Here is a 20521-nt window from a genome sequence, read left to right as displayed (position 1 = left end):
GATACAGGTTCAACCCGGCGAGAGTGGATATGCGGAAGTTGTTGGCCGTCCTGCTTAAGCCGGGCAACCGGTCGTAAAAAAGGGCATAACCGTTATGGTCCGTTTTCATCCTGTTCATCGGTTAGGCGAAGCGATCATGGTAACGAAGTGGAGGCAAACGATGAAGCTGCTGTGGTTCAAATCGATTTATCCCAAAATCGTGGCCGGCTTTTTGTTGGCCATTATGCCGGTTTACGCCGCTGCCCTGTACATGAACGAGTCCGGGCTTGCGAGCGTGGAGCAGGAAATTACCCAATCCTTGAATGCGAGGACTAATTTTTTCATGCGCACGCTGGAACAGGAGCTGCAATCGACGGTGCTGCTGATGAACGATTTGTCGCAGGACTCCGACCTGCAAAAGCTAAGCACCATTGCGCCCGCCATGAGCCGTTCCGAATATTTTCAGGCGATCAACCGCCTCCAGGGCAAAATGCGGCTGCTGCAAAGCTCCAATCAATACGTTCAGGAGGCCAAAACTTATATTCCGCTGATTGAGAAAACGATTGAACAGGTGTCATACGAAGGAGCCATGCCGCCGGAGCAGATGAAGGCGCTTGAGGAGCATCCCGATCGGGTCATTTTCGAATGGAAGAACAAGCTTCTGTTGGGGATGGTATACCCGGAACGATTGCGAAACGGCAATCCGCCTAATTTTGCGATTGCGGCGGAGCTCTCCGTTCCGAAAATGCAAACGGCGCTCCTACAGCTGGCCACGGGGGACGGGGGGGCCGTTCTCATCGGCGTGGACAACAGCTGGGTCCTGACTCAGGAGGATGGAGGCGAAATCGGTCCGCGGTTGGCCGAGCACATTGATTTGGAAGCGCTAACAACCACCGAATTTTCGAAGCTTCCCTACAACACGAAGGTAAAGGCGGATGGGGCCAACTATTGGGTTAGCGTGGAGCGCTCCGCCTTTTTGAATGCCGACCTGGTGGTTTATGTGCCCGAAGCCGAATTTCTGGGCCCGCTTGGAAAATACCGCATGATCTTTTTCGGGCTGTCGGGCTTCTCCCTGCTGGTGGTTATTCTGTTCTCGGGCTGGATCTACAGCCGCATTCATCAGCCGCTTCAGCGGATGGTGAGGGCATTCCGCAACATCGATTTCGACAGTCCCCGGGTGGAGCTGCGCCATAAGCATCATGACGAGTTCCACTATCTGTACGAGCAGTTTAACCATATGGTGAAGCGCCTGCAGGTGCTGATCCACGAAGTGTTTGAGCAGAAAATCCGCTCGCAGCGTTCCGAGCTGAAGCAGCTCCAATCCCAGATCAACCCTCATTTTTTATATAACAGCTTCTTTACGCTTCATCAGATGGGAGAGATGCAGGATTATGAGAATATCGTTCGTTTTACGAGGCATTTGGGGGAATATTTCAGGTTCATCACCCGCAACGCAGCCGACGAAGTTTCGTTGAAGGCGGAAGTGGGGCATGCCAAGGCTTATGTGGACATTCAGTCCATCCGTTTCCATAACCGGATATCCGCTTATTGGGATGACATCCCCGGTGATTGGGAGCAATTGGACGTTCCGCTGCTCATTCTGCAGCCCTTAATCGAAAATGCATACGAGCACGGACTTGAGGAGAAGGAAGCGGATGGGCAAATCCAAGTGACCATGGCCGCTGAACGGCATGTCCTGCATATCATCGTGGAGGATAACGGGGAGACGTTGACGGACGAAAAGCTGCGGAACCTGCAATTCATGATCGCGAATTCGGACGTAAAAGGAGAGATCACCGGTTTATCCAACGTGCATCGACGCCTTCGTTTAAAATTCGGGCCTGCGGGTGGATTGGCCTTTTCGAGAAGCCGGTTAGGCGGTTTGAGAATCGATATGGCACTGCCAAAGCAAGAAAGGAGCGGGATGGATGAAGAGCAGGTACAGAATACTGATCGTGGATGACGAACCTTTTATCGTAAACGGGCTTGCGGAATTGTGCCTTGGCGCGGAATTTCTAGAGCTTGAGGTGTATAAGGCTTATTCCTCATCGGAGGCCTTGAACTGGCTAAAACGGGCGAAAATGGACATCGTTTTGTCGGATATCAAAATGCCGGGGTTAAACGGTCTTGCCCTGCAAAAGGAAATATCCAGACAGTGGCCCCGTTGCAAAGTGATTTTTTTGACCGGATACGACGACTTTTCTTATATCCAGGAGGCCACACGGCAAGGAAGCGTCGATTACGTTCTTAAGGCAGAGGGAAACGATGCTGTGCTGAGCGCGATCGAGAAGACCGTGGAGCTGCTTGACCAGGAGATGAAAGAGGGCAGTCTGATTGCCAAAGCGAGGGAGAATATGCGCATGGCGCTGCCGTTTTTACAGCAGCAGTACGTGCTGGAGCTGATGCAAAAAGCACCTTGTCCTATTCGGCGGGAGGAGCTGGAGCAGCGCTTTGCGGAGCTGGAGATGAAGCTGGATCCCGGCAAGTCTTGCCTGCTGCTGTTATGCAGGCTAGACGGCTGGCAAAGGCAAGACGGTCCATCGGCCCAATCGCTGATGCTGTACGCGGTCCAGAACATCATCGGCGAGCTGCTCGGCCCGATGACCGACGGCATGGCCGTGGAGTTCGGCAGGGCCAAGATGATCTGGATTTTGCAGCACAAAGAGGAGGGGGAGGAGAATCCGGAGGAGGTTGGAGGACCGGCGGCGGAACGGGTCCAGCGTTTTGTCCACGGGATGCTGGAACAAATTCAGGACGTTTGCAAAACGCTTTTGAAATTGAAGACTTCGTTTGCCATGGCTGGCGAGTGGGTTGATTGGGAACGGCTGCCTGACAAATTCGAATCACTGAAGCAGCTGCTGGACAGCGGCCTCGGGATCGGCCACGAATCTCTGTTGACCGAAGCCGGTGAGCGTAACCGCCCGGATCGCATGGGGAATTTTCTGGGGCGCTCTCGCTCGCATCTGAAGCGGATGGAGCTGCTGCGCGGCTGTCTAGACAATGGGGACCGGGAGGAGTTCATGCAGCTGTTGCATGAGGTGACCGATACCTCTTCCTTCCCGCCGGAGGTTGAATATTTGCTGAAGATGGAAGTGTATTACGGCCTGGTGTCCGTGATGATGCCGTCTCTGGTGGATATGGAAGCTCTCTGCCAGAACGTGGAAGGAGAAGGGGCGGTGGATTATATCACATTGACTCATCTGGAGGAGCATGATTCCTGGACGGAGGCGGCCGAATATTTCGAAAGGCTGGCGGACATTATCTTCAACCGGAAAGAGCAGGGGAAGCAGGATCAGCAGCATGAGGTGATTGCCAAAGTTCAACGGTATATCGAAGATAATCTGGGAGGTGACCTGTCCTTGACGCAAATCGGGGAGGCCGTGGGACACAACCCTTCGTATTTGTCCAGATTGTACAAACAAGTGACCGGTGAGGGCCTGTCCGAGTCGATTAATGCGGCACGGCTGGCCAAAGCGAAGCAGCTGCTGAAGGAGACAACGGACAAAATCCATGTCATCGCCGCTGCGGTGGGTTTCAGTTCTCCGCCGTATTTTTACCGCTTTTTCAAAAAAACGACCCATTTGACGCCGCAGGAATACAGAGAACTGCACAACATGTAAAGAGAAGATATCAAAGTAAAGAGCTTAAAGTAGATAGCTCTTTTTTTGTTCCCTTATACTCTAAACAAACATCGAATTCAAGGAGGTCGCAAACATGAAGAGAAATAAGATCTTGTCCGTATTGTGGATCAGTATGCTGGCTTTCGTGTGTATTTTAAGCGCTTGCAGCAGCAAAGGGGAAGAAGGCGGAGGCAGCACGTCTGGTTCATCCACCGATAGCGAAGCCACGGCCTTGGAGCCGGGCGACCCGTTCGGCAAGTATGATCCCCCCATTCAGCTGGATGCCGTCCGGTTCGTGGGAGAAGAAGTGAAGTTCCCGTCCGGACAGGATATTAAAAACAACGTGTGGACCGACCTATATAAGGAAATGGGCATCAACCTCAATTATAAATGGGTGGTGACGGGCCAGGAGCAGTATGAATCCAAAATGAATATCGCGATTGCTTCGAACGACCTCCCGGATATCATGCAGGTGACGCCGGAGCAGCTGCGCCAGCTTGCGGACGCCGGGCAATTGGCAGACTTGACGCCCGCTTTCGAGAATTACGCCAGCGATGACCTGAAGCAGGTCATGGAGATCGAGAAAAACGCGCTCCCTTCCGCGACGTTTGACGGCAAGCTGTTGGCGATCCCGTCCACCCAGCCGGTCATCGGCGGCTCGGCTCCGCTGCTGTGGGTCCGGGAGGATTGGATGGAGAAGCTGAATCTGCCTGAACCGAACACGATGGATGACCTTGTGGCCATTGCGGAGGCGTTTGCCAAGCAGGATCCGGACGGGAACGGCAAGGCCGATACCTACGGACTTGCGCTGACCAAGGATATCGGATTAAACAGCTCTTCGGTAGGTTTCTTTAACGGCTTCGGCGGTTTCCCGCAAATTTGGATCGAAGACGCAGAGGGGCAATTGCAGTTCGGCAGCATTCAGCCGGAGATGAAGGAAGCGCTGGCCAAGCTGCAGGACATGTTCAAGAACAAGCTGATCGACCCGGAGTTCGGCGTAAAGGATACCGTCAAGGTCTTTGAAACCGTGACCACCCACAAAATCGGCATGCTGATCGGACCCAGCTGGTATCCGGCATGGCCTTTCTGGGACATGGTGAAAGAAGATGAATCGGTGAATTGGAAGTCCTACCCGATCCCGTCATTGGAAGGCGGTCCGGCGACGGTGCAGATGCCTTTTGCCGTATCCCAATATTACGTGGTCAAAAAGGGGTACGAGCATCCCGAGGTCATCGTCAAGTTGGCGAACCAGTATTATGAGAAGCTGTACAGCAACCATGCGGAATTTGACAAGTACGGTCAAATCATCGAAGACGGCGTATCCATCGGGGTCAACAAATATTCACTGGTTGAGGTCGTCAATCCAAACAAAGACCTGATCCGGCAGGAGGAGCTGGCCCAAGCGCTGGAATCCGAAAGCGACGCGGACATCACCAGCGCCGAAACGAAGATCATGTTCAAGGAATTTCAGGAATATCTCGCGGGCAACAACCCGATGGGCTGGTCCGGTTATGCTGCCAACGGTCCGGAAGGCTCCATGAAACTGCTTCGCGATTTGAACGATGCGGGCAAAGTCATTTCGAACGGTTATGTCGGCGCTCCGACCGAGACCATGGCGGACAAAAAAGCGACCCTCGACCGGCTGGAGCAGGAAACGTTCATCAAAATCATTTTGGGCGAGGCAAGCATCGACGCCTTTGATGAGTTCGTGGCTAATTGGAAGAAGCTTGGCGGCGACAAGATTACGGAAGAAGTTAATGCATGGAAGGCCGCCAGATAAAAGGAGATCGGCTAACGGGAACAGGGGAGGGAGGTTTCTGACACCCGCCCCTGTTCTCTGTTCACCACCTGCTGAAGGCGAAAGGGATATACATTGACAGACAGGAGGATCGCCATGTTAAGCAAAAAATTTCGACGGCAGTGGCCGCTTCATTTGATGATCTTGCCCGGCATCGTCATCGTGCTGATTTACAGCTATTGGCCGATGATCGGCATCGCCATGGCCTTTCAGAAATTCGTTCCGTTCAAAGGCCTTTTCGGCTCCGATTGGATCGGGCTGGACAATTTCCGCTATGTGTTCGATCTGCCGGAAACCGGCCAAATCATTTGGAATACGGTGTTTATCGCCTTCATGAAAATCATCGGAGGATTGGTCGTGCCGATCCTGGTAGCCCTGCTGCTGAATGAGCTGAGGAACGAGCTGATCAAACGCGGCGTGCAGACGCTTGTATATTTGCCACATTTTTTATCGTGGGTCATCCTTGGGGGAATCTTTATCGACATCTTGTCGCCGACGAACGGGATCGTGAACCAGATTTTGGGCTGGTTCGGCGTCGAGCCGATTTTTTTCCTTGGCAGCAACCAATGGTTTCCTTATACCCTCGTCATAACGGACATCTGGAAGGAATTCGGCTTTAGCACCATCGTCTATTTGGCTGCGTTAACCTCCATCAATCCTTCCCTGTATGAGGCGGCTACGGTGGATGGCGCCAACCGCTGGAAACAGACCTGGCACATCACGCTTCCCGGCATGATGCCGATCATCATTTTGCTGGCGACCCTCTCGCTTGGGAATGTGCTGAATGCCGGTTTTGATCAGGTATTCAACTTGTACAGCCCGCAGGTCTATGAGAGCGGGGACATTCTGGATACGTTTATTTACCGGATCGGCATGCAGGGTGCCCAGTATGGGGTGGCCACGGCGATCGGCTTGTTCAAATCCTTGATCTCGTTCGTCTTTATCGTGACGTCCTACGCCCTGGCATCCAAGTTCGCCAATTACAGAATATTTTAGGAAGGAAGGTGTCCCGTATGCATAAACCGTCACTCAGCCGCAAATTTTTTCTTGGCTTCAACTACGCTTTTCTGATCGGTCTGGGGCTTCTCTGCTTTCTTCCCATCGTTCATATTCTGGCGGTTTCCCTCAGCTCCAAAGGCGCGGCGACGGCGGGGATCGTGAAGCTGTGGCCCGTTGATTTTACGCTTAGCTCCTATCAGTACGTGCTGAACAAACCGCAATTTATGGTAGCGATGTGGGTCACCGTGCAGCGTGTCGTTCTCGGGACCGGGATCAGTATGCTGCTAACCCTGCTCATCGCTTATCCCCTGTCGAAGGAACCACGGGATTTTAAATTTCGCACGCAATATGCCTGGTTCTTCGTGTTCACCACCCTGTTCTCCGGAGGGTTGATACCGAGGTATATGACAATCAGGGATACAGGTCTGATCGACACGATATGGGCATTGGTCGTCCCGGGTGCTGTAGCAGTGTTCAACGTGATTTTGCTGCTCAATTTTTTTCGCGGCCTGCCCAAGGAACTGGAGGAATCCTGCTTCATTGACGGCGGGAGCTACATCACCAGCCTGTGGAAAATATACGCGCCGCTGTCGCTGCCGGCCATGGCTACCGTTACGCTGTTTACGATCGTCGGCCAATGGAACGAATGGTTTGACGGACTGTTACTGATGAATTCTCCGGAAAAATACCCGTTGTCGAGTTATCTTCAGACCGTTATCGTACAGACCAACCTGACGTCGATCAATGCAGACGATGCCGCGGCCCTTTCCGAAGTATCCAATCGAACGTTTAAAGCCGCTCAAATATTCATCGGCTCACTGCCGATTCTGCTGCTGTATCCCTTTCTCCAGCGTTTTTTCGTCAAAGGTATCGTGCTTGGCAGCGTTAAAGAGTAATCTCGAATATGCGTTATGTTCGTTTGATCTCCGTGCCTGCTTTTTCGTTATATATGGTATAATTTTCTATCGAGGTGCTAGGGGATAGGTGCTAGGGCCAGCATCGTAAACTCAGACTTTCCGATAAAGCGATCAAGAGAGGAGAGAGCAGAATGAACGAAGCGTATCTTCAATTGTACGATTATCACATTTGGGCGAACGAAAGACTATGGAACCATCTGCAATCCTTGCCGGAAGGCGTGTTTCTCCAGGAAGTGAATCTGGGCTTCAAATCCATCGCCGAAGTCTTCGGTCACCTTGCGGCTGCGGAGGAAGTTTGGTTTGCCCGGATCAAGGAGGAAAGCCCTCCGTCGCTTGCCGCGAGACCGTTCGCGAATTTGGAAGCAGCTCGTCAATACCTGAGCGAGCTTCAAACCAAGCATCACGAATATTTAGCATCGGTAGGCGATATGGGGAAGGTTGTGACTTACCACAACACAGCGGGTGAGGCATTTCAGAATTCGATTTCGGAGATTCTCCAGCAGGTCGTAAATCATGGAACCTATCATAGAGGCAATATCACGACCATGCTTCGGCATTTGGGACACAAAGGGTTAATAACGGATTACATTGCCTTTTTAAGAGCGTAGCTTAAACGCACCACACATAGGTGACTTCCTGCTGTCATGATATCTCATGAGCCGGGAAGTCTTTTTTCTGTTTTTCACCAAATAGAAATTAGGATGTAAAATAGAATATATGCCTTGGGAATCGTTTTAAGTAGAGAATATTTATAAATATAATGGGTATAGTTCTTCCTGCGACTCTCTTATATGATGTAGGCGATATGGATACTAAAGATTGGGATTATCAAAGAATCCTCTATCGACCGGATGAGAAAAGAGAAGTCTAATTGCGTAGAAGGCAATAACGGGAAAAATACATATAGAATGGGGAGTTTTATTCTATGTATAGTTTGTACGGAGAGCTGTGTACGGAAGTGTATGATTTGAGTAAACCATTAGGTTTCTCGTTTGGTGACGTGGAGTATTATTTAGAACGTCTGAAGGACGTACAAGGAAAGGTGCTGGAAGTCGGCTGTGGATCAGGGAGGGTGTTAATTCCGCTGCTTCAAGCAGGGATCGATATGGAAGGCGTGGATAATTCAACGGCTATGCTGGATTCTTGCAGAAGACGAGTCGAGGAATTGGGCCTAACAACTAAACTGTATGAAGACGAAATGCATAACTTTTCGTTGACGGATTCGTATGAGGCTATTATCATCCCTGCCGGATCCTTTCAATTAATAGAGGGTCGGGAGCAGGCTGTTACGGCACTGCGTCATTTTTATTCTCACTTGAGACCTGGTGGCAGATTAATTGTGGATTTGTTTATTCCTACTAATTTTGACGCGAATCACACCTCGACTAGGAGCTGGGAAACCTCCGATAACGAAGTCATCGTTCTGGAGGATAGACGTACGGAATGCAATCTGCTTGACCAGCGCATCGTCTCGATTCTGAAGTATGAAAAGTGGAAGGAAGGCGTTCTGGTTCAGACCGAGCTGCAGCGGTTTCCTCTTAGCTGGTATGGATACCACGAATTTGAACTCATGCTAGAGAAGCAGGGATATGAAGAAATCACGAAGTCGGCTGACTATACATGGTTGAATAAACCTGTTAAAGCGGATCAGATGATTACATTCGAGGCGAGGAAAGCTCCGATAGGGCGCTAGTAGAACTAGTGCCCTCGGGTGTTTATCCATACGTGGCGTGAAAAGCCTGTGTGCAGGGATAAATTAGAATCAGTGAGGTGTTAGTACAGTCATATGAAGTGATGGAATTAGAACGTGAGGGAGGAATAACAGTGACAACCAAAGCGATTTTCCTCGACTTTTATGGGACTGTGGTTCATGAAGATGATGAGATCATTCCGTTAATATGCCAAAAAATCAAGGCGACTTCCTCTGAGGACTGTACCATTCAGGAAATAGGTCAATACTGGTGGAAGTCCTTTTCAAACATGTTTCATGAAAGCTATGGGAAAAGCTTCGATAATCAAAGAAATCTGGGAAGAACATCTTTACGCGCGACGATAGACTACTTCAAATCGGATTGCATTGCAGAGGAGATCATTCAGGAGCAATTTGACCATTGGCAAAAGCCAGGTATTTATGAAGATGCGCTCTCTTTTCTGAAGTCGTGTGAATTGCCCATATATATTATTTCTAATATTGATACATCGGATGTGATGGCAGCGATAAGTTTTCATGATTTAAAGGTCACTGGCGTGATCACTAGCGAAGATGTTAGGTCATATAAGCCTAGATCGGAAATATTTGCAGAAGCACTTAGAAGGTATGAGTTAAAGAATGCGGAGGTCCTGCATGTCGGGGATTCATTAACAAGTGATGTTGAGGGGGCTCAAGCATTGGGAATCCGAGCCGTTTGGATCAATCGCTTGAACAAAATAAGGCCAGATCATATACAGCCCGATTACATCATAAAGAAGCTGACGGAATTAGAAGGGATCATCTAGCGCGAAATATTTAAGAACGATAATGAATAGGAACGCTTGTGCGTAACCACAATGGAAGGTAGAGTAGAACATATCGTATGAATAAGAAAAATCATTCAGTCCGCCAACTCCGCTGAACAGCTGAAACCTAATGGAACCAGTTAATTTACACTTGGTGTCTTTTCGTTTTATGTTTTTTTCATGTCTACGATATGGAAAAGCAGTAGAATGGTATACAAGGTTCCTGGGCGTACCAATCGTACAAGAAGATTTATAAGAAACTGAATTGAAATATCACATGGGTGGGGGAGAAGACATGATACAATCCATTGTCCATATTGCATTAGTCGTGAAGGACTATGATGAGGCCATCGCATTTTATACCGAGAAGCTGAATTTCACCTTGATTGAAGATACATACCAGCCTGAACAAGATAAACGTTGGGTGGTCGTAGCACCTCCCGGCTCGGTCGGCACGACGATATTGCTTGCCAAGGCGTCCAAGCCGGAGCAAAAGCCATTTATAGGCAACCAGTCGGGAGGCAGAGTGTTCCTGTTCTTGAATACGGATGATTTTTGGAGAGATTATCGTGAAATGGTATCGCGGGGGATTGAGTTTGTAAGAGAGCCCAAAGAAGCGGATTACGGCATGGTGGCGGTATTTAAGGATTTATACGGCAATCTGTGGGATTTGCTGGAGTTGAAGGAAGATCATCCACTGATGAAACGCACGAAGTAATCGGTATATCGATCGTGTATCCAAGAACATATAAGGAGGAAGCGACAGATGTCTAAAATCCTCAATGTGATTGTCATTGCAGCGCACCCGGATGAACCCGAAATCTATGCAGGCGCGATCTCGGCAGCTTACGCAGAGATGGGTCATCGGGTGAAGTTCGTAACGCTAACCGATGGATGCTGCGGTCATCATGAAATGAGCGGGCAGCAGCTGGTCGAACGTCGGATTCAGGAAGCTCATGAGGCTGCAAAGCGTCTTGGGGTGCTGGAATACGTCGTTCTGCCCATTCCCGATGGCGAATTGATGCCAACGCTCGAAGTACTCAAGGAAGTGATCCGTCTGATTCGCGGCTGGGAGGCGGAAATCGTCATTACGTTCCATCCGAACGGTCCCGGTCATGTGGATAACCGCAATGTCGGGAAGGTCGTGCGGGATGCGGCAGATTTTGTTGCGAACGTACCGAATGCCGTCCCTGAAGTGCCGTCATTGAAGAAATCCCCGATATTCCTGCTGATGCCGGATTATGCGGCACGGGCGACGTACCAACCGGATATTGTTATCGATGCTGGGGGCGTGATCGAGAAGAAATTGCTGGCCTGCGATGCCCATGCTTCCCAATTCTATGAGTTTGCGCCTTGGCAGGGCGGTTTCTTGGATGCCGTACCGGATACCTGGGAAGAGAAGCGGGAATTTATTCTAAAGCATTGGGATCGGTTTCTTAGCGTCTCGGACGAAATGCTGCCTTCGCTTGCGAAGCAATATGGCCAAGACCTTGCAGCCAGCTTACAATATGCAGAGCCTTTCGAAATCGCGGATTATGGCAGAAGACCGAATGAAGCTGAAATGGAGATTTTGTTCCCGATGTTAACGGGTACTCATGTGTAATCAATTTTTGGTTAGATCAGAAATAAAAGAGCGGATTCCCTTCTCAGGGAAATCCGCTTTCTTTTATGATCCGAAAAATAAGCTTATACCTTCTCTAAGGGGGATTCACCAACTGGACAGAATTCGGGATTCGTTGTACTTAAGCGTTCGGCAAATTCCGGCTGAAGCTTGGCAAGCTCCGCATAATAACTTCCGATTACATGATTGCCGCTCACCGATCCATTCTGGAAGGTCAACGGCCATTGGGTATGGACATGGCTGTAATAGTACTTCTTCTCCCGTTTAGGCATCTTGTAGATGTGAGGCGGGGCATGCGTTACGACGTCGAACAGGTTGGCGATGCGGCAGCTGTTTCGAACATACTTGGCGAAGGCCTTGGTAAAATCGAGATCTCCTACACGAGGGGACCCGTAGGTAAATACATAAGGGGATGGGTGGTCCGTGTTGGCGGCCGCATCGACTGCACATAAGGTTGCGAGCGCTCCTCCAAGGCTGTGGCCGGTAATGAACAGTGTTTTGTGTGCAGGAAGTCGGTTAAGTGCCGACATGACCTGGCCCCGAGCAGAGGCGTAGATGTTCGTGAAACCGCGGTGTGTGAGAGAAGAGTCCTTAATATATTTGAAGTTTTTTTGGGAGGCGATGGCATCAGAGATCCAGTTTGTTGTTGAACTGGTGCCCCGAAAGGCGATAATGATTTCATCCGGTGATTCCAGAATAAACCCAAAGCGCTCGGACACGCTGATTAAGGAGTTGGCCTCAATGGTGTCATAGAGCGAATAATTTAGCGGAAGGACAAATGAGCCGTCCGTGTTGCTGAATTGTGTATAGGTCTGTCCGCAGATCGCTGCCAAGAAAATGGCCCATTGTTCTCGTTCCATGCTCGTACCCATGCACATCCCGCCCTTCTGTTCTCCTACACTATATTAGGGTGTGGAAGGAAAGGTGCCTATACGCCTAAGAATGGCGAATTCGCCATCTTGCCCAGGCGCATACACGGGATTTTATCATGAGAAGGTTTGGGTAGAATTAAGAAATATGGTACGATTCAATAGACGTTCTTGGTCGATCGGTGCATAAGCATGCACATCATCAGATTGTACTTTAATGATACATAGAGAGCAGGGTTATATAGTATGACGGACAATATTCAACAACGCTTCCGTTACAGTGAGGCACCCATCTGGGAACTACAGCGGAATTATTACGAAGAACTGGGGATGAAAGCCTGGAATAATGATCAGGTTCCGCAGTATATTACAAGCAATCCCATGATTGCTACGGCTTACGCCGAAATTATATTCGGATTCCTTCGGGACCGTGCCGATCAAGGCGAGCTAACCGAAACGGTGACGATTCTGGAACTGGGAGCCGGAGCCGGGCGCCTCGGTTATCACGTGCTGCACAAGCTGTGCGAGCTGAGAGATTTTGCGGGTATAGCGCTGCCCCCTTTCCGCTATGTTATGACGGATTTGCCGATTAAAAATGTTGCGGCATGGCGTCAACACCCTGCCATGCAATCCTATATTGAACAGGGGCTCCTGGACTTCGCGAGGTTCGATGCCGTGCATGACACGGAAGTGAACCTGGTGGTATCGAAGACAACGATACGTCCTGGAGATTTGAAGCAGCCGCTGCTGGTTGTCGCGAACTATTTCTTTGACGGTATTCCGCAAGAACTGATCTATGTGGGGGAAGGCAAGATTTACGAGAGCGATGTTGTTATCGAGTTTCCGGAGCAGCACGACAAGCTCAAGCCGGCTGAAGCACTGGAACAAATGAAACTGGCCTATGAGCACCGCCGTGCGCCCAGATACGAGGAGGACAACTATCCGTACCGTGATGTCATTGCTTACTACCAGCAAGAGCTGGAGGATTCGCATATCCTGTTTCCGGAGATAGGACTGACCTGCATGGAGCGTCTGAATCAGTTATCAACGTCGGGTTTCATGCTTCTCACGGCGGATAAAGGAGATCATCATATCGATAATTGGAAGTTTGCCGAACCGCCGCAATTAATTTACCATGGCAGCTTCTCATTAACGGCTAATTATCATGCGCTGCAGCATGTGTTTGAGCAAAGGGGCGCACATGCGATTTTCCCCACGCAGCATTATAAAAATATTAACGTCGGCTGTATCCTCATGCTGGAAGCACCGATGAGTTACGCGAACACCCGGATCGCTTACCGCCAATTTATCGAACGCTTCGGACCTGATGAATTTTTCAGTATGAAGGAATGGATCGACCGGAATATTGAAAGCATGGGTATGCAGCAAATTTTGTCTTTTTGGCGATTGGGCGGGTATGATGCCGAGTTCTTCATTCAGAGCGCGAAGCGCATCTCGAATCTGCTGCCGGATGCCAATGACGAAGAAATGCTGGATATTCGAACAGGCATCTACAAAATGTGGTCATCGTACTATGTGATGGAGCAGCGTTATGATCTGGCATTGGACGCGGGGCTGGTGCTGTTCGAGATGGATATGTACGAGGATGCAAGGTTCTTCCTGAAGGAATCCGTGGAAACGGACGAAGACGAGCCGGTGCCAACGGTTATATATTGCTTGGCGATCTGCTGCTATGAGCTTGGTCTCGACGAAGAGGCTCTGGAATACACGCGTGAGGCGCTTGTTCTGGAACCCGATCATGAAGAGGCTTTGGCACTGTTGAAATGTTTTGAGTAATACACGCATTACTTAATCTTCGCGAAGGAAATTGCGTATTTTTCTCGGAATTGCATAGAACGACGCACGCGACCCGGCCTCTGAGATTACAATAAGGCTGGGTCGTTCTGTATTTTGAACTAGATCCCATTTACGATTCCATTCATACAGATGGCCCTGCGAGGATTGTTGGAGTGGAGTATAATGTATAAGGACATTTACGTAATGATGCTGACAGAAAAACATACAACGATAGGTGAAAAACATGAGAATAGCTTTTTTTGATTCAGGTTTAGGCGGTTTAACCGTGTTATCGGAGGCAATGAAGGAGCTGCCGCAGGAAGATTTTTTGTTTTATGCGGACACTCTCCATGTGCCTTATGGTACCAAAGCCAAGGAAGACGTGAAATCTTACATCCATCATGCGATGGAATCGATCATGAAGGAAGAAGTCAAAGCCATCGTCGTTGCATGCAACACGGCTACAAGCATGGCGATTTCCGATCTGAGGAAGGCTTATCCGATCCCGGTTATCGGGATGGAACCGGCCGTAAAGCCGGCCGTCGAAATTAATCGTTCCAGCGGGAAGCGAATCCTGGTGCTTGCCACACCGCTGACCATAAAGGAATCGAAGTACAGGGATCTGGTTCGACGAGTCGACAGCATGCATATCGTGGACTCCCTGCCCCTTCCGGAGCTGGTAGAGCACTGTGAGGCTTTGAATTTCGATCGAAAGGTCATGAAGGATTACTTTACCAAGCAATTCGAATCCTTCGATATGAATGAGTACGGAACTATTGTCTTGGGCTGTACCCACTATCCATTTTACAAAAGCATCTTATCGGATCTGCTGCCGGATCACATTCGCATGATAGATGGCAGTAAAGGAACCGTGAACAGACTCATTCAGGTTTTAAGTGACAATGATCTGCTCAGCTCCAGCGGTAATCGGGATGTTACGCTATTAAATTCGAGGCAATCCATGGAGTATACAGAGAAGATGAAGAAAGCGTTGAGCATTTATAGGGAAATAGAGGGATAGGGTAACAGGAGTCTGTATGGCTTTGTGCGGCATATCAGATTACTTCACAATAAATTGGAGGGGATTAGGGGTGGAAATTCGCTTTTTATCCGATGTAGAATATGCCGTTTCAGTTTTGGCAGTCAACGAAATTTTGAAACAAAGGTACTGTGTATTTGACTTGGAATCAACGGGCATCCACCATGAAACGGAACATATTACGCAGGTGGGTGCCGTTATCATTGAGAACGGTATCGTTCAGAAATCCCAAACCTTCAACTCGTATGTTCAGCCTCTAAAGCCCATTCCTGAAGCCGTTGAGCGTTTTACCGGCATATCTAATACAAATGTAGAGTCTGCCCCGAGATTCAACGAGGTTTACAGCCGTTTTATCGAATTTATCAAAGTACTATAAGGTGAATGATCGGGACCTAAAGCGACATGATGCGCTAGGTGACAGTATTTTGATCGGGCGAATCTTTTTAAGCATATTAGAGGAGTTTCAAGCGAGGAATTTACATGACATTCATTTCAAAGAAGAGGTTGTGGTCAAAAGGTTCCAGATAACGCCCTTGGTTTGAGGGATTATTGAGGTAAGGAGCAGCATAGTCTAAGCGTATTTATAATGTGTGGTAGAGTTCAATTACATATAAATTATCCATATCCTGTCAGGCGTAGGTTGTAGCATAATAGCCGATATAAATGTTTAATTATGAATACGCTTGCGTTTGGCAGGCAGGGGGGGTGCAAGATGGAGGGCAAACGGATATCGTTAAAAGATCCTGGGACGAATGGTCAGACTCGTGGTACGTAGGATATCGAACCGAAGAGGTCATTTCCAGAGTCATAAAACAACCTGCTTCCGCGTTTCACCCTACTACATTCTCGATGATCATGAAAGCATTCCCAGACCTTCGGGGCAAACGGATATGTGTTCCTTCAAGCGGAGATAATCATGCCGTGTTTGCTTTTCATCTCATGGGGGCTCACGTCACTTCATGTGACATTTCGGAACGGCAGCTCGAGAACAGCTCAGTTATAGCACAGAGATATGGATGGGATATTGAGTTTATCTGTGACGATACCATGAAGCTGAGCAGCATCAAGAGCAATGACTATGATTTTGTCTACACATCGAATGGGGTCCATGTATGGATTCATGATTTGAATTCGATGTATACCCAGATCCATCGAGTTCTTAAACCTAATGGGGCTTTCATCATGTATGATATTCATCCATTTATGCGCCCATTTGGAACCAGCTCTACAGATAAGATCCATGTGGTGAATCCATATGACTCCACAGGGCCTTTTGGAGAAATACCAACGTATAAGTGGCGTATTCAAGATATGTTGAACGCCATGATGTCATCCGGTTTTACCGTTAAACATATGGAAGAAATGTTCGCAGTAGACGGTAGGTTCTGGGTGGATGAATCCAAAGGCGAGGCTAGCCGTTTGTCTGATCAAGATCTGGAAGATTTCCGTAACTGGCAATTTAACCCGCTTGCAGCGCTTCCTCAATGGTTATCGATCTATGCAACGAAATAATATAACAGAATAACAGACAACATATGACCCGACCTACGTTCTAAAGGCCGGGTTATGATGTTAGAAGGGGACTTTAATGAGCAATCCTTTCGAGAAACTAATATCATATACACAAACTTCTCAGGAGAAGTATGGTGCTTCTGCCTCCGCTTTGTTCATCATTCAAGATGGTCAAGTCGTAACGGAATGGTATTCTGGTCAGCATCATTTTAAGCGTGGTGCATTGCCGGTAACCAGGGATTCGATGTTTAATCTATATTCAATCAGAAAGTCATACGTTGGCATGGCAACAGCTATAGCGGTTACAGAAGGGAACATCTCCATCGATACGGTTGTCACTGATATTGTTAAGGATATGGCAATTAGCGATTTAAAGGGCGTGACGATCCGAGAATTAGCTACCAAAACCAATGCGAAGTACTTTGGTCCCCAGCGAATCGAACGCGAAGAAGTCGCAGGAAAACTAATAAAAGTGATCACAGGCAAGACAATCGCTCAAATAATAAGAGACCGGGTATTTAAACCACTGGATTTGAACCATTCGGAGTGGGTGTCTGTGCCGGAAGCTCGATTGGTATGTGATTTTCAAGCTGCGGATGGGTATGCATCCATTCGAATAGAATCCGATGAAGGCTGCGACCGGAATTTGTATGCCAGCGCTAAGGATTTGGCGATGTGGGGATATCTCCATCTACATCAGGGAACCGTTCATAACCAACAACTTTTATCCAGTGAAGTATTTCGTTTAATTAACCAATTAAGAGCTGAAACTCAAGATCAACACCGGATTTTTGGATGGTATTATCAAGAAAAATGGTTTTATGCTTCCGGAGCCGCCGGCTGTCATTGCGTAGTTATCCCTGAGTTCAATGCGGTAGGGGTTCGGATGTTGAACAAATATACGGAGAATTATAGTGAAGATCAGACCATGTTTAATGAAACATTATACGAGTGTTTGGGGTTATAAAAGGTAGAGCTGATAGTGCAATAATAAACTGAAGGGCGGTACGCATCGACGACAACCTTTACACCAGCGGTAAAATTGGACCCGCACAATGGGCAAAAATCTATTGTCCGGCCCAAGCATGATAAAGGGTTCTCATTCGGTTACTCATAATCCTGATGTAGGAGAGGACTGGGGAATTGAAATTAAAATTATTTTTCATTCTTATGTTAGCTATCCTTGTTGGTTGTAATAAAGAGAATGATGAGATCGTCATAGAAATCCATAAAGAACAGCATGTTAACTACTTGGAGAATTACGGATGGAGCATTGATAGATTTGCGTCCGAAACAAAATACGCTGCCTATACTTTACAATCCTTTAAGTCGCATGTGAAAGATATTAAAGAATGGGGTCATGTGGATTTGACCCGATTTTTGGATCAAGAAGTTACAGAGACAGGGTACTTCCTGCAAGAGAAAACAGCGACGTACAATCAGATTGTAGGATTTATACTGGAGTCAGGCAATGAAATTATTGGAGGGTATTTGGTATTTAATTATGAGGCAGAACAAGCTGATGGAACATTGCACATCGATCATAATGTTATGAATCCTATTCTTCATCGCAAGGAGTTAGGTAGTAGTCCGTCTTCGTAAATGTTGAGATGTATTGCAGGATCTATGCGCAGGTGCATTTAACCTGGAAACATGAGCAGTCGGCGGAATGGCCGAAGACTTTGATGTTTAGTGGTTTTGATGAGTGGGTTCGCGATTCAATGCTGCCTGATAACTAATATTATTGGAGATCAATCTAAGAACGAAAGGATGCGCTCTAAATATGATCGGTTTGATTATTATCGTTATGATAGTTGGCTTGGCCGGGATCATCAGCAATCAGTATTCTGCTCTGAGAAGAATGGAACGCATGCAGCGTTCACTGGATGAACTTAACACAAGAATGCAAGAGATGAACCATCATCCTAAACCGTGAAATTGTTTATTAGTGGAGCGAGGTTAGTCTTCCTTAACGAGCAGACAAGGAATCTGGGAGCGTATTCGCCTTAATACAATTAATGTGGGAGTATGATATGAACCCTTTTAGACATTCAAATAAAGAAATCAGAACGAAGTTTGAGATCGATTTGCTGCACCAGGCACAAGCCAAAGAACCTACGAAACCACCACATCCTTGGATTCATGAGGTTATCATTCCAGCTGCGGGGTGTATTGCGTGCGGGTGGGATGCCGATGAGAACCTTGTTCTGATCAGCAGCAATGGATACAGTATTACGCAAGCCGAGTCAGGAACCTTGATTCACAGAGAGCGGGATTCTGATGTAACCGAAGATCATATTAGCGAGAATTACTTGAGTTTTCATATTCCTAAGAGCGGACAGGACATTTCTATTTTTGGGTTTGAGTCTGGCGATGGGATTCACATCACGCACGATGGTTGGATGCTTGAAGTCATTCACCCTTGGTGGCCAAGGGCTTCCGTCGTATTGGATCAGATATTTGTCCCTAACTATGAATATCTTAAACAAGCCGCGGTGATCGATTTGAACCGGCTGGATGGAAGAATAAAGTGCGGGTTTTCGCCGTCTGGTCGACATTTCGTCATTCTGGGGTCTGGTGGAGCAATCTTGTATTCGAGGGAGCAGTAGATATCTACCTACATAAGTGAGTTCGTTATATTTTAAGCAAGCTGACATGTGCCAGGACGGAGGAGAGATAGAATGTCTAGGCCCCAAATAACCTATGGCATGTATACTATGTGCCTGATCCAAAAAGATGATAAAGTGTTATTAATCAATCGCCCAGACAAGCTGGGTTTTCCCGGATATCTTGGTCCTGGGGGAAAGTGGAGTTTCCTGAGAGCATTTCAGAAGGTGCTGTGCGTGAGGTTTTTGAGGAGACAGGACTGATCGTAAAAAATCTGGTGTACAAAGGATTAGATGAGTATGTGGTTCCTCAGACAAACTATCGTTACATGGTGTTTAATTATTTGGCGGACTCTTTTGAAGGCAAGCTGTTAGCGGATCCGCCGGAAGGTGAGCTCGTGTGGGTACCGATTGATGAAGCAATGGATCTACCAATGCAGCCCTGGTTTAAACGAAGATTTCCCCTATTCTTTGAAGAAGGGACTTTTGAAATCTCTATTGTCTGGGATGAGGATGGACAGAAGCCGATTGAAGAGAAAATTAGAAGCTTAAGACAAGGGCAACGATCCAGAGGAGGGACCATTATCAGATGATCAAATACAATATTTGTTTTGTTCGGCGCGGTGATGAGGTTTTATTGTTGAATCGTAAATCCCCGCCATGGATGGGGTGCTGGAATGGCGTGGGAGGCAAGCTGGAGGCGAACGAAACCCCGCGAGACTCGATGTTACGTGAGCTGGAGGAAGAGACACATATACGAGACTACAATCTAACCTTTAAAGGCGTAGTGACTTGGTCCGTCAACGGCTCGATGACGGGTGGTATGTATTTATACCTAGCAGAGGTGCCCGAGGGTTACACCTACCCTACACCGATCGCGACAGCTGAAGGAATATTGGATTGGAAACCAGTGAGTTGGATAACCGACGATGCAAATGCTGGAATTGCAGCTAATATACCGGGTTCGCTCGAACTCATCCTACATGATTCGAATTGCTATGATCATCGATGTACATATGAGGATGGTAAACTGGTCGAACAAACGCCGCTTCCGATCAGTTCCTCGATTGAAACGGATGAAGCGATGAGGGGGGCGTGGTTAAATCAGTATCGGGGAGAGGAAATTGCAATTTAATCACGTGAGAAAAAATACTCGAGCACCACATGGCTCGACCTAAACAGGATATATCTGAGGTCGGGTTTTGGCGATCATTACTTAGAAGTGGTATACCCATCCGAATGAAAGATTAGAGAGGCGCGAGAACGAA

At 48.0% G+C, this 20521-nt stretch carries 20 protein-coding genes and 1 pseudogene; 20 read left to right on the top strand and 1 reads right to left on the bottom strand.

Translation table 11 applies throughout. From position 1 onward, the window contains the following. Positions 1-94 precede the first annotated feature (94 nt). From BJP58_RS09970 to BJP58_RS09925, 10 genes are all read left to right on the top strand, one after another. Positions 95-1942, top strand: a complete 1848-nt coding sequence (locus tag BJP58_RS09970) for a sensor histidine kinase (RefSeq protein ID WP_233355027.1) — start codon at positions 95-97, stop codon at positions 1940-1942. Then, positions 1908-3599: a response regulator transcription factor gene (locus tag BJP58_RS09965; protein WP_194543789.1), complete on the top strand. Its 1692-nt coding sequence runs from the start codon at positions 1908-1910 to the stop codon at positions 3597-3599. The genes BJP58_RS09970 and BJP58_RS09965 overlap by 35 nt, the downstream gene beginning before the upstream one ends. Positions 3600-3693: 94 nt before the next feature. Next, on the top strand, positions 3694-5379 hold the full coding sequence (locus BJP58_RS09960) for an extracellular solute-binding protein (protein ID WP_194543788.1): 1686 nt from the start codon (positions 3694-3696) through the stop codon (positions 5377-5379). Between the two features lie 114 nt (positions 5380-5493). Further along, positions 5494-6393, top strand: a complete 900-nt coding sequence (locus BJP58_RS09955; protein ID WP_194543787.1) for an ABC transporter permease — start codon at positions 5494-5496, stop codon at positions 6391-6393. A 17-nt stretch (positions 6394-6410) separates the two neighbouring features. Continuing rightward, positions 6411-7292 carry a carbohydrate ABC transporter permease gene (locus BJP58_RS09950; protein ID WP_194543786.1) on the top strand — a complete coding sequence of 294 codons (882 nt, stop codon included), beginning with the start codon at positions 6411-6413 and terminating at the stop codon, positions 7290-7292. 152 nt (positions 7293-7444) lie between these two features. Continuing rightward, the gene (locus tag BJP58_RS09945; protein WP_194543785.1) at positions 7445-7921 is read left to right on the top strand and encodes a DinB family protein; all 477 of its coding nucleotides are present in this window, start codon (positions 7445-7447) and stop codon (positions 7919-7921) included. Between the two features lie 317 nt (positions 7922-8238). Beyond that, positions 8239-9006, top strand: coding sequence for a class I SAM-dependent methyltransferase (locus tag BJP58_RS09940; protein ID WP_194543784.1), 768 nt, complete (start codon positions 8239-8241; stop codon positions 9004-9006). Positions 9007-9137: 131 nt separating this feature from the next. Beyond that, positions 9138-9809, top strand: a complete 672-nt coding sequence (locus tag BJP58_RS09935) for an HAD family hydrolase (RefSeq protein ID WP_194543783.1) — start codon at positions 9138-9140, stop codon at positions 9807-9809. A gap of 295 nt (positions 9810-10104) precedes the next feature. After that, positions 10105-10527, top strand: a complete 423-nt coding sequence (locus tag BJP58_RS09930) for a VOC family protein (protein WP_194543782.1) — start codon at positions 10105-10107, stop codon at positions 10525-10527. A gap of 48 nt (positions 10528-10575) precedes the next feature. Further along, positions 10576-11412 carry a PIG-L deacetylase family protein gene (locus BJP58_RS09925; protein ID WP_194543781.1) on the top strand — a complete coding sequence of 279 codons (837 nt, stop codon included), beginning with the start codon at positions 10576-10578 and terminating at the stop codon, positions 11410-11412. Between the two features lie 83 nt (positions 11413-11495). On the opposite strand, the gene BJP58_RS09920 is transcribed toward BJP58_RS09925, so the two are convergent. Beyond that, entirely contained in the window at positions 11496-12302 is an 807-nt protein-coding gene (locus BJP58_RS09920) for a lipase family protein (RefSeq protein ID WP_194543780.1), read from the bottom strand. A 243-nt stretch (positions 12303-12545) separates the two neighbouring features. Here BJP58_RS09920 and BJP58_RS09915 point away from each other — a divergent pair, with 243 nt between their 5' ends. From BJP58_RS09915 to BJP58_RS09870, 10 genes and pseudogenes are all read left to right on the top strand, one after another. Continuing rightward, positions 12546-14096, top strand: a complete 1551-nt coding sequence (locus tag BJP58_RS09915; RefSeq protein WP_194543779.1) for a tetratricopeptide repeat protein — start codon at positions 12546-12548, stop codon at positions 14094-14096. 244 nt (positions 14097-14340) lie between these two features. Next, entirely contained in the window at positions 14341-15117 is a 777-nt protein-coding gene (gene murI / locus BJP58_RS09910; protein ID WP_194543778.1) for a glutamate racemase, read from the top strand. 70 nt (positions 15118-15187) lie between these two features. Next, positions 15188-15511 (top strand): 3'-5' exonuclease, encoded by a 324-nt coding sequence (locus BJP58_RS09905; protein WP_194543777.1) that lies wholly within the window; start codon positions 15188-15190, stop codon positions 15509-15511. A 287-nt stretch (positions 15512-15798) separates the two neighbouring features. Beyond that, complete coding sequence (locus tag BJP58_RS09900) at positions 15799-16647, top strand: methyltransferase domain-containing protein (RefSeq protein ID WP_194543776.1); 849 nt, start codon at positions 15799-15801, stop codon at positions 16645-16647. Positions 16648-16723: 76 nt separating this feature from the next. After that, positions 16724-17614, top strand: coding sequence for a serine hydrolase domain-containing protein (locus BJP58_RS09895; RefSeq protein WP_194543775.1), 891 nt, complete (start codon positions 16724-16726; stop codon positions 17612-17614). Between the two features lie 176 nt (positions 17615-17790). Further along, positions 17791-18249 (top strand): DUF4830 domain-containing protein, encoded by a 459-nt coding sequence (locus BJP58_RS09890; protein ID WP_233355025.1) that lies wholly within the window; start codon positions 17791-17793, stop codon positions 18247-18249. 181 nt (positions 18250-18430) lie between these two features. Next, positions 18431-18583 carry a hypothetical protein gene (locus tag BJP58_RS09885; RefSeq protein WP_194543774.1) on the top strand — a complete coding sequence of 51 codons (153 nt, stop codon included), beginning with the start codon at positions 18431-18433 and terminating at the stop codon, positions 18581-18583. Positions 18584-18680: 97 nt separating this feature from the next. Beyond that, complete coding sequence (locus BJP58_RS09880; protein ID WP_194543773.1) at positions 18681-19256, top strand: hypothetical protein; 576 nt, start codon at positions 18681-18683, stop codon at positions 19254-19256. Between the two features lie 72 nt (positions 19257-19328). Further along, positions 19329-19846 (top strand): annotated as a pseudogene (locus BJP58_RS09875) (8-oxo-dGTP diphosphatase). Continuing rightward, positions 19843-20388, top strand: a complete 546-nt coding sequence (locus BJP58_RS09870; protein WP_194543772.1) for an NUDIX hydrolase — start codon at positions 19843-19845, stop codon at positions 20386-20388. The pseudogene BJP58_RS09875 and the gene BJP58_RS09870 overlap by 4 nt, the downstream one beginning before the upstream one ends. The last annotated feature ends 133 nt before the right edge of the window (positions 20389-20521 follow it).

Origin of the sequence: Paenibacillus sp. JZ16 (genome assembly GCF_015326965.1) — a bacterium.
Taxonomy (GTDB): domain Bacteria; phylum Bacillota; class Bacilli; order Paenibacillales; family Paenibacillaceae; genus Paenibacillus_AQ.
Note: the sequence above shows the minus strand (reverse complement) of the source record. Positions and strands in the feature narration are given on the sequence as shown.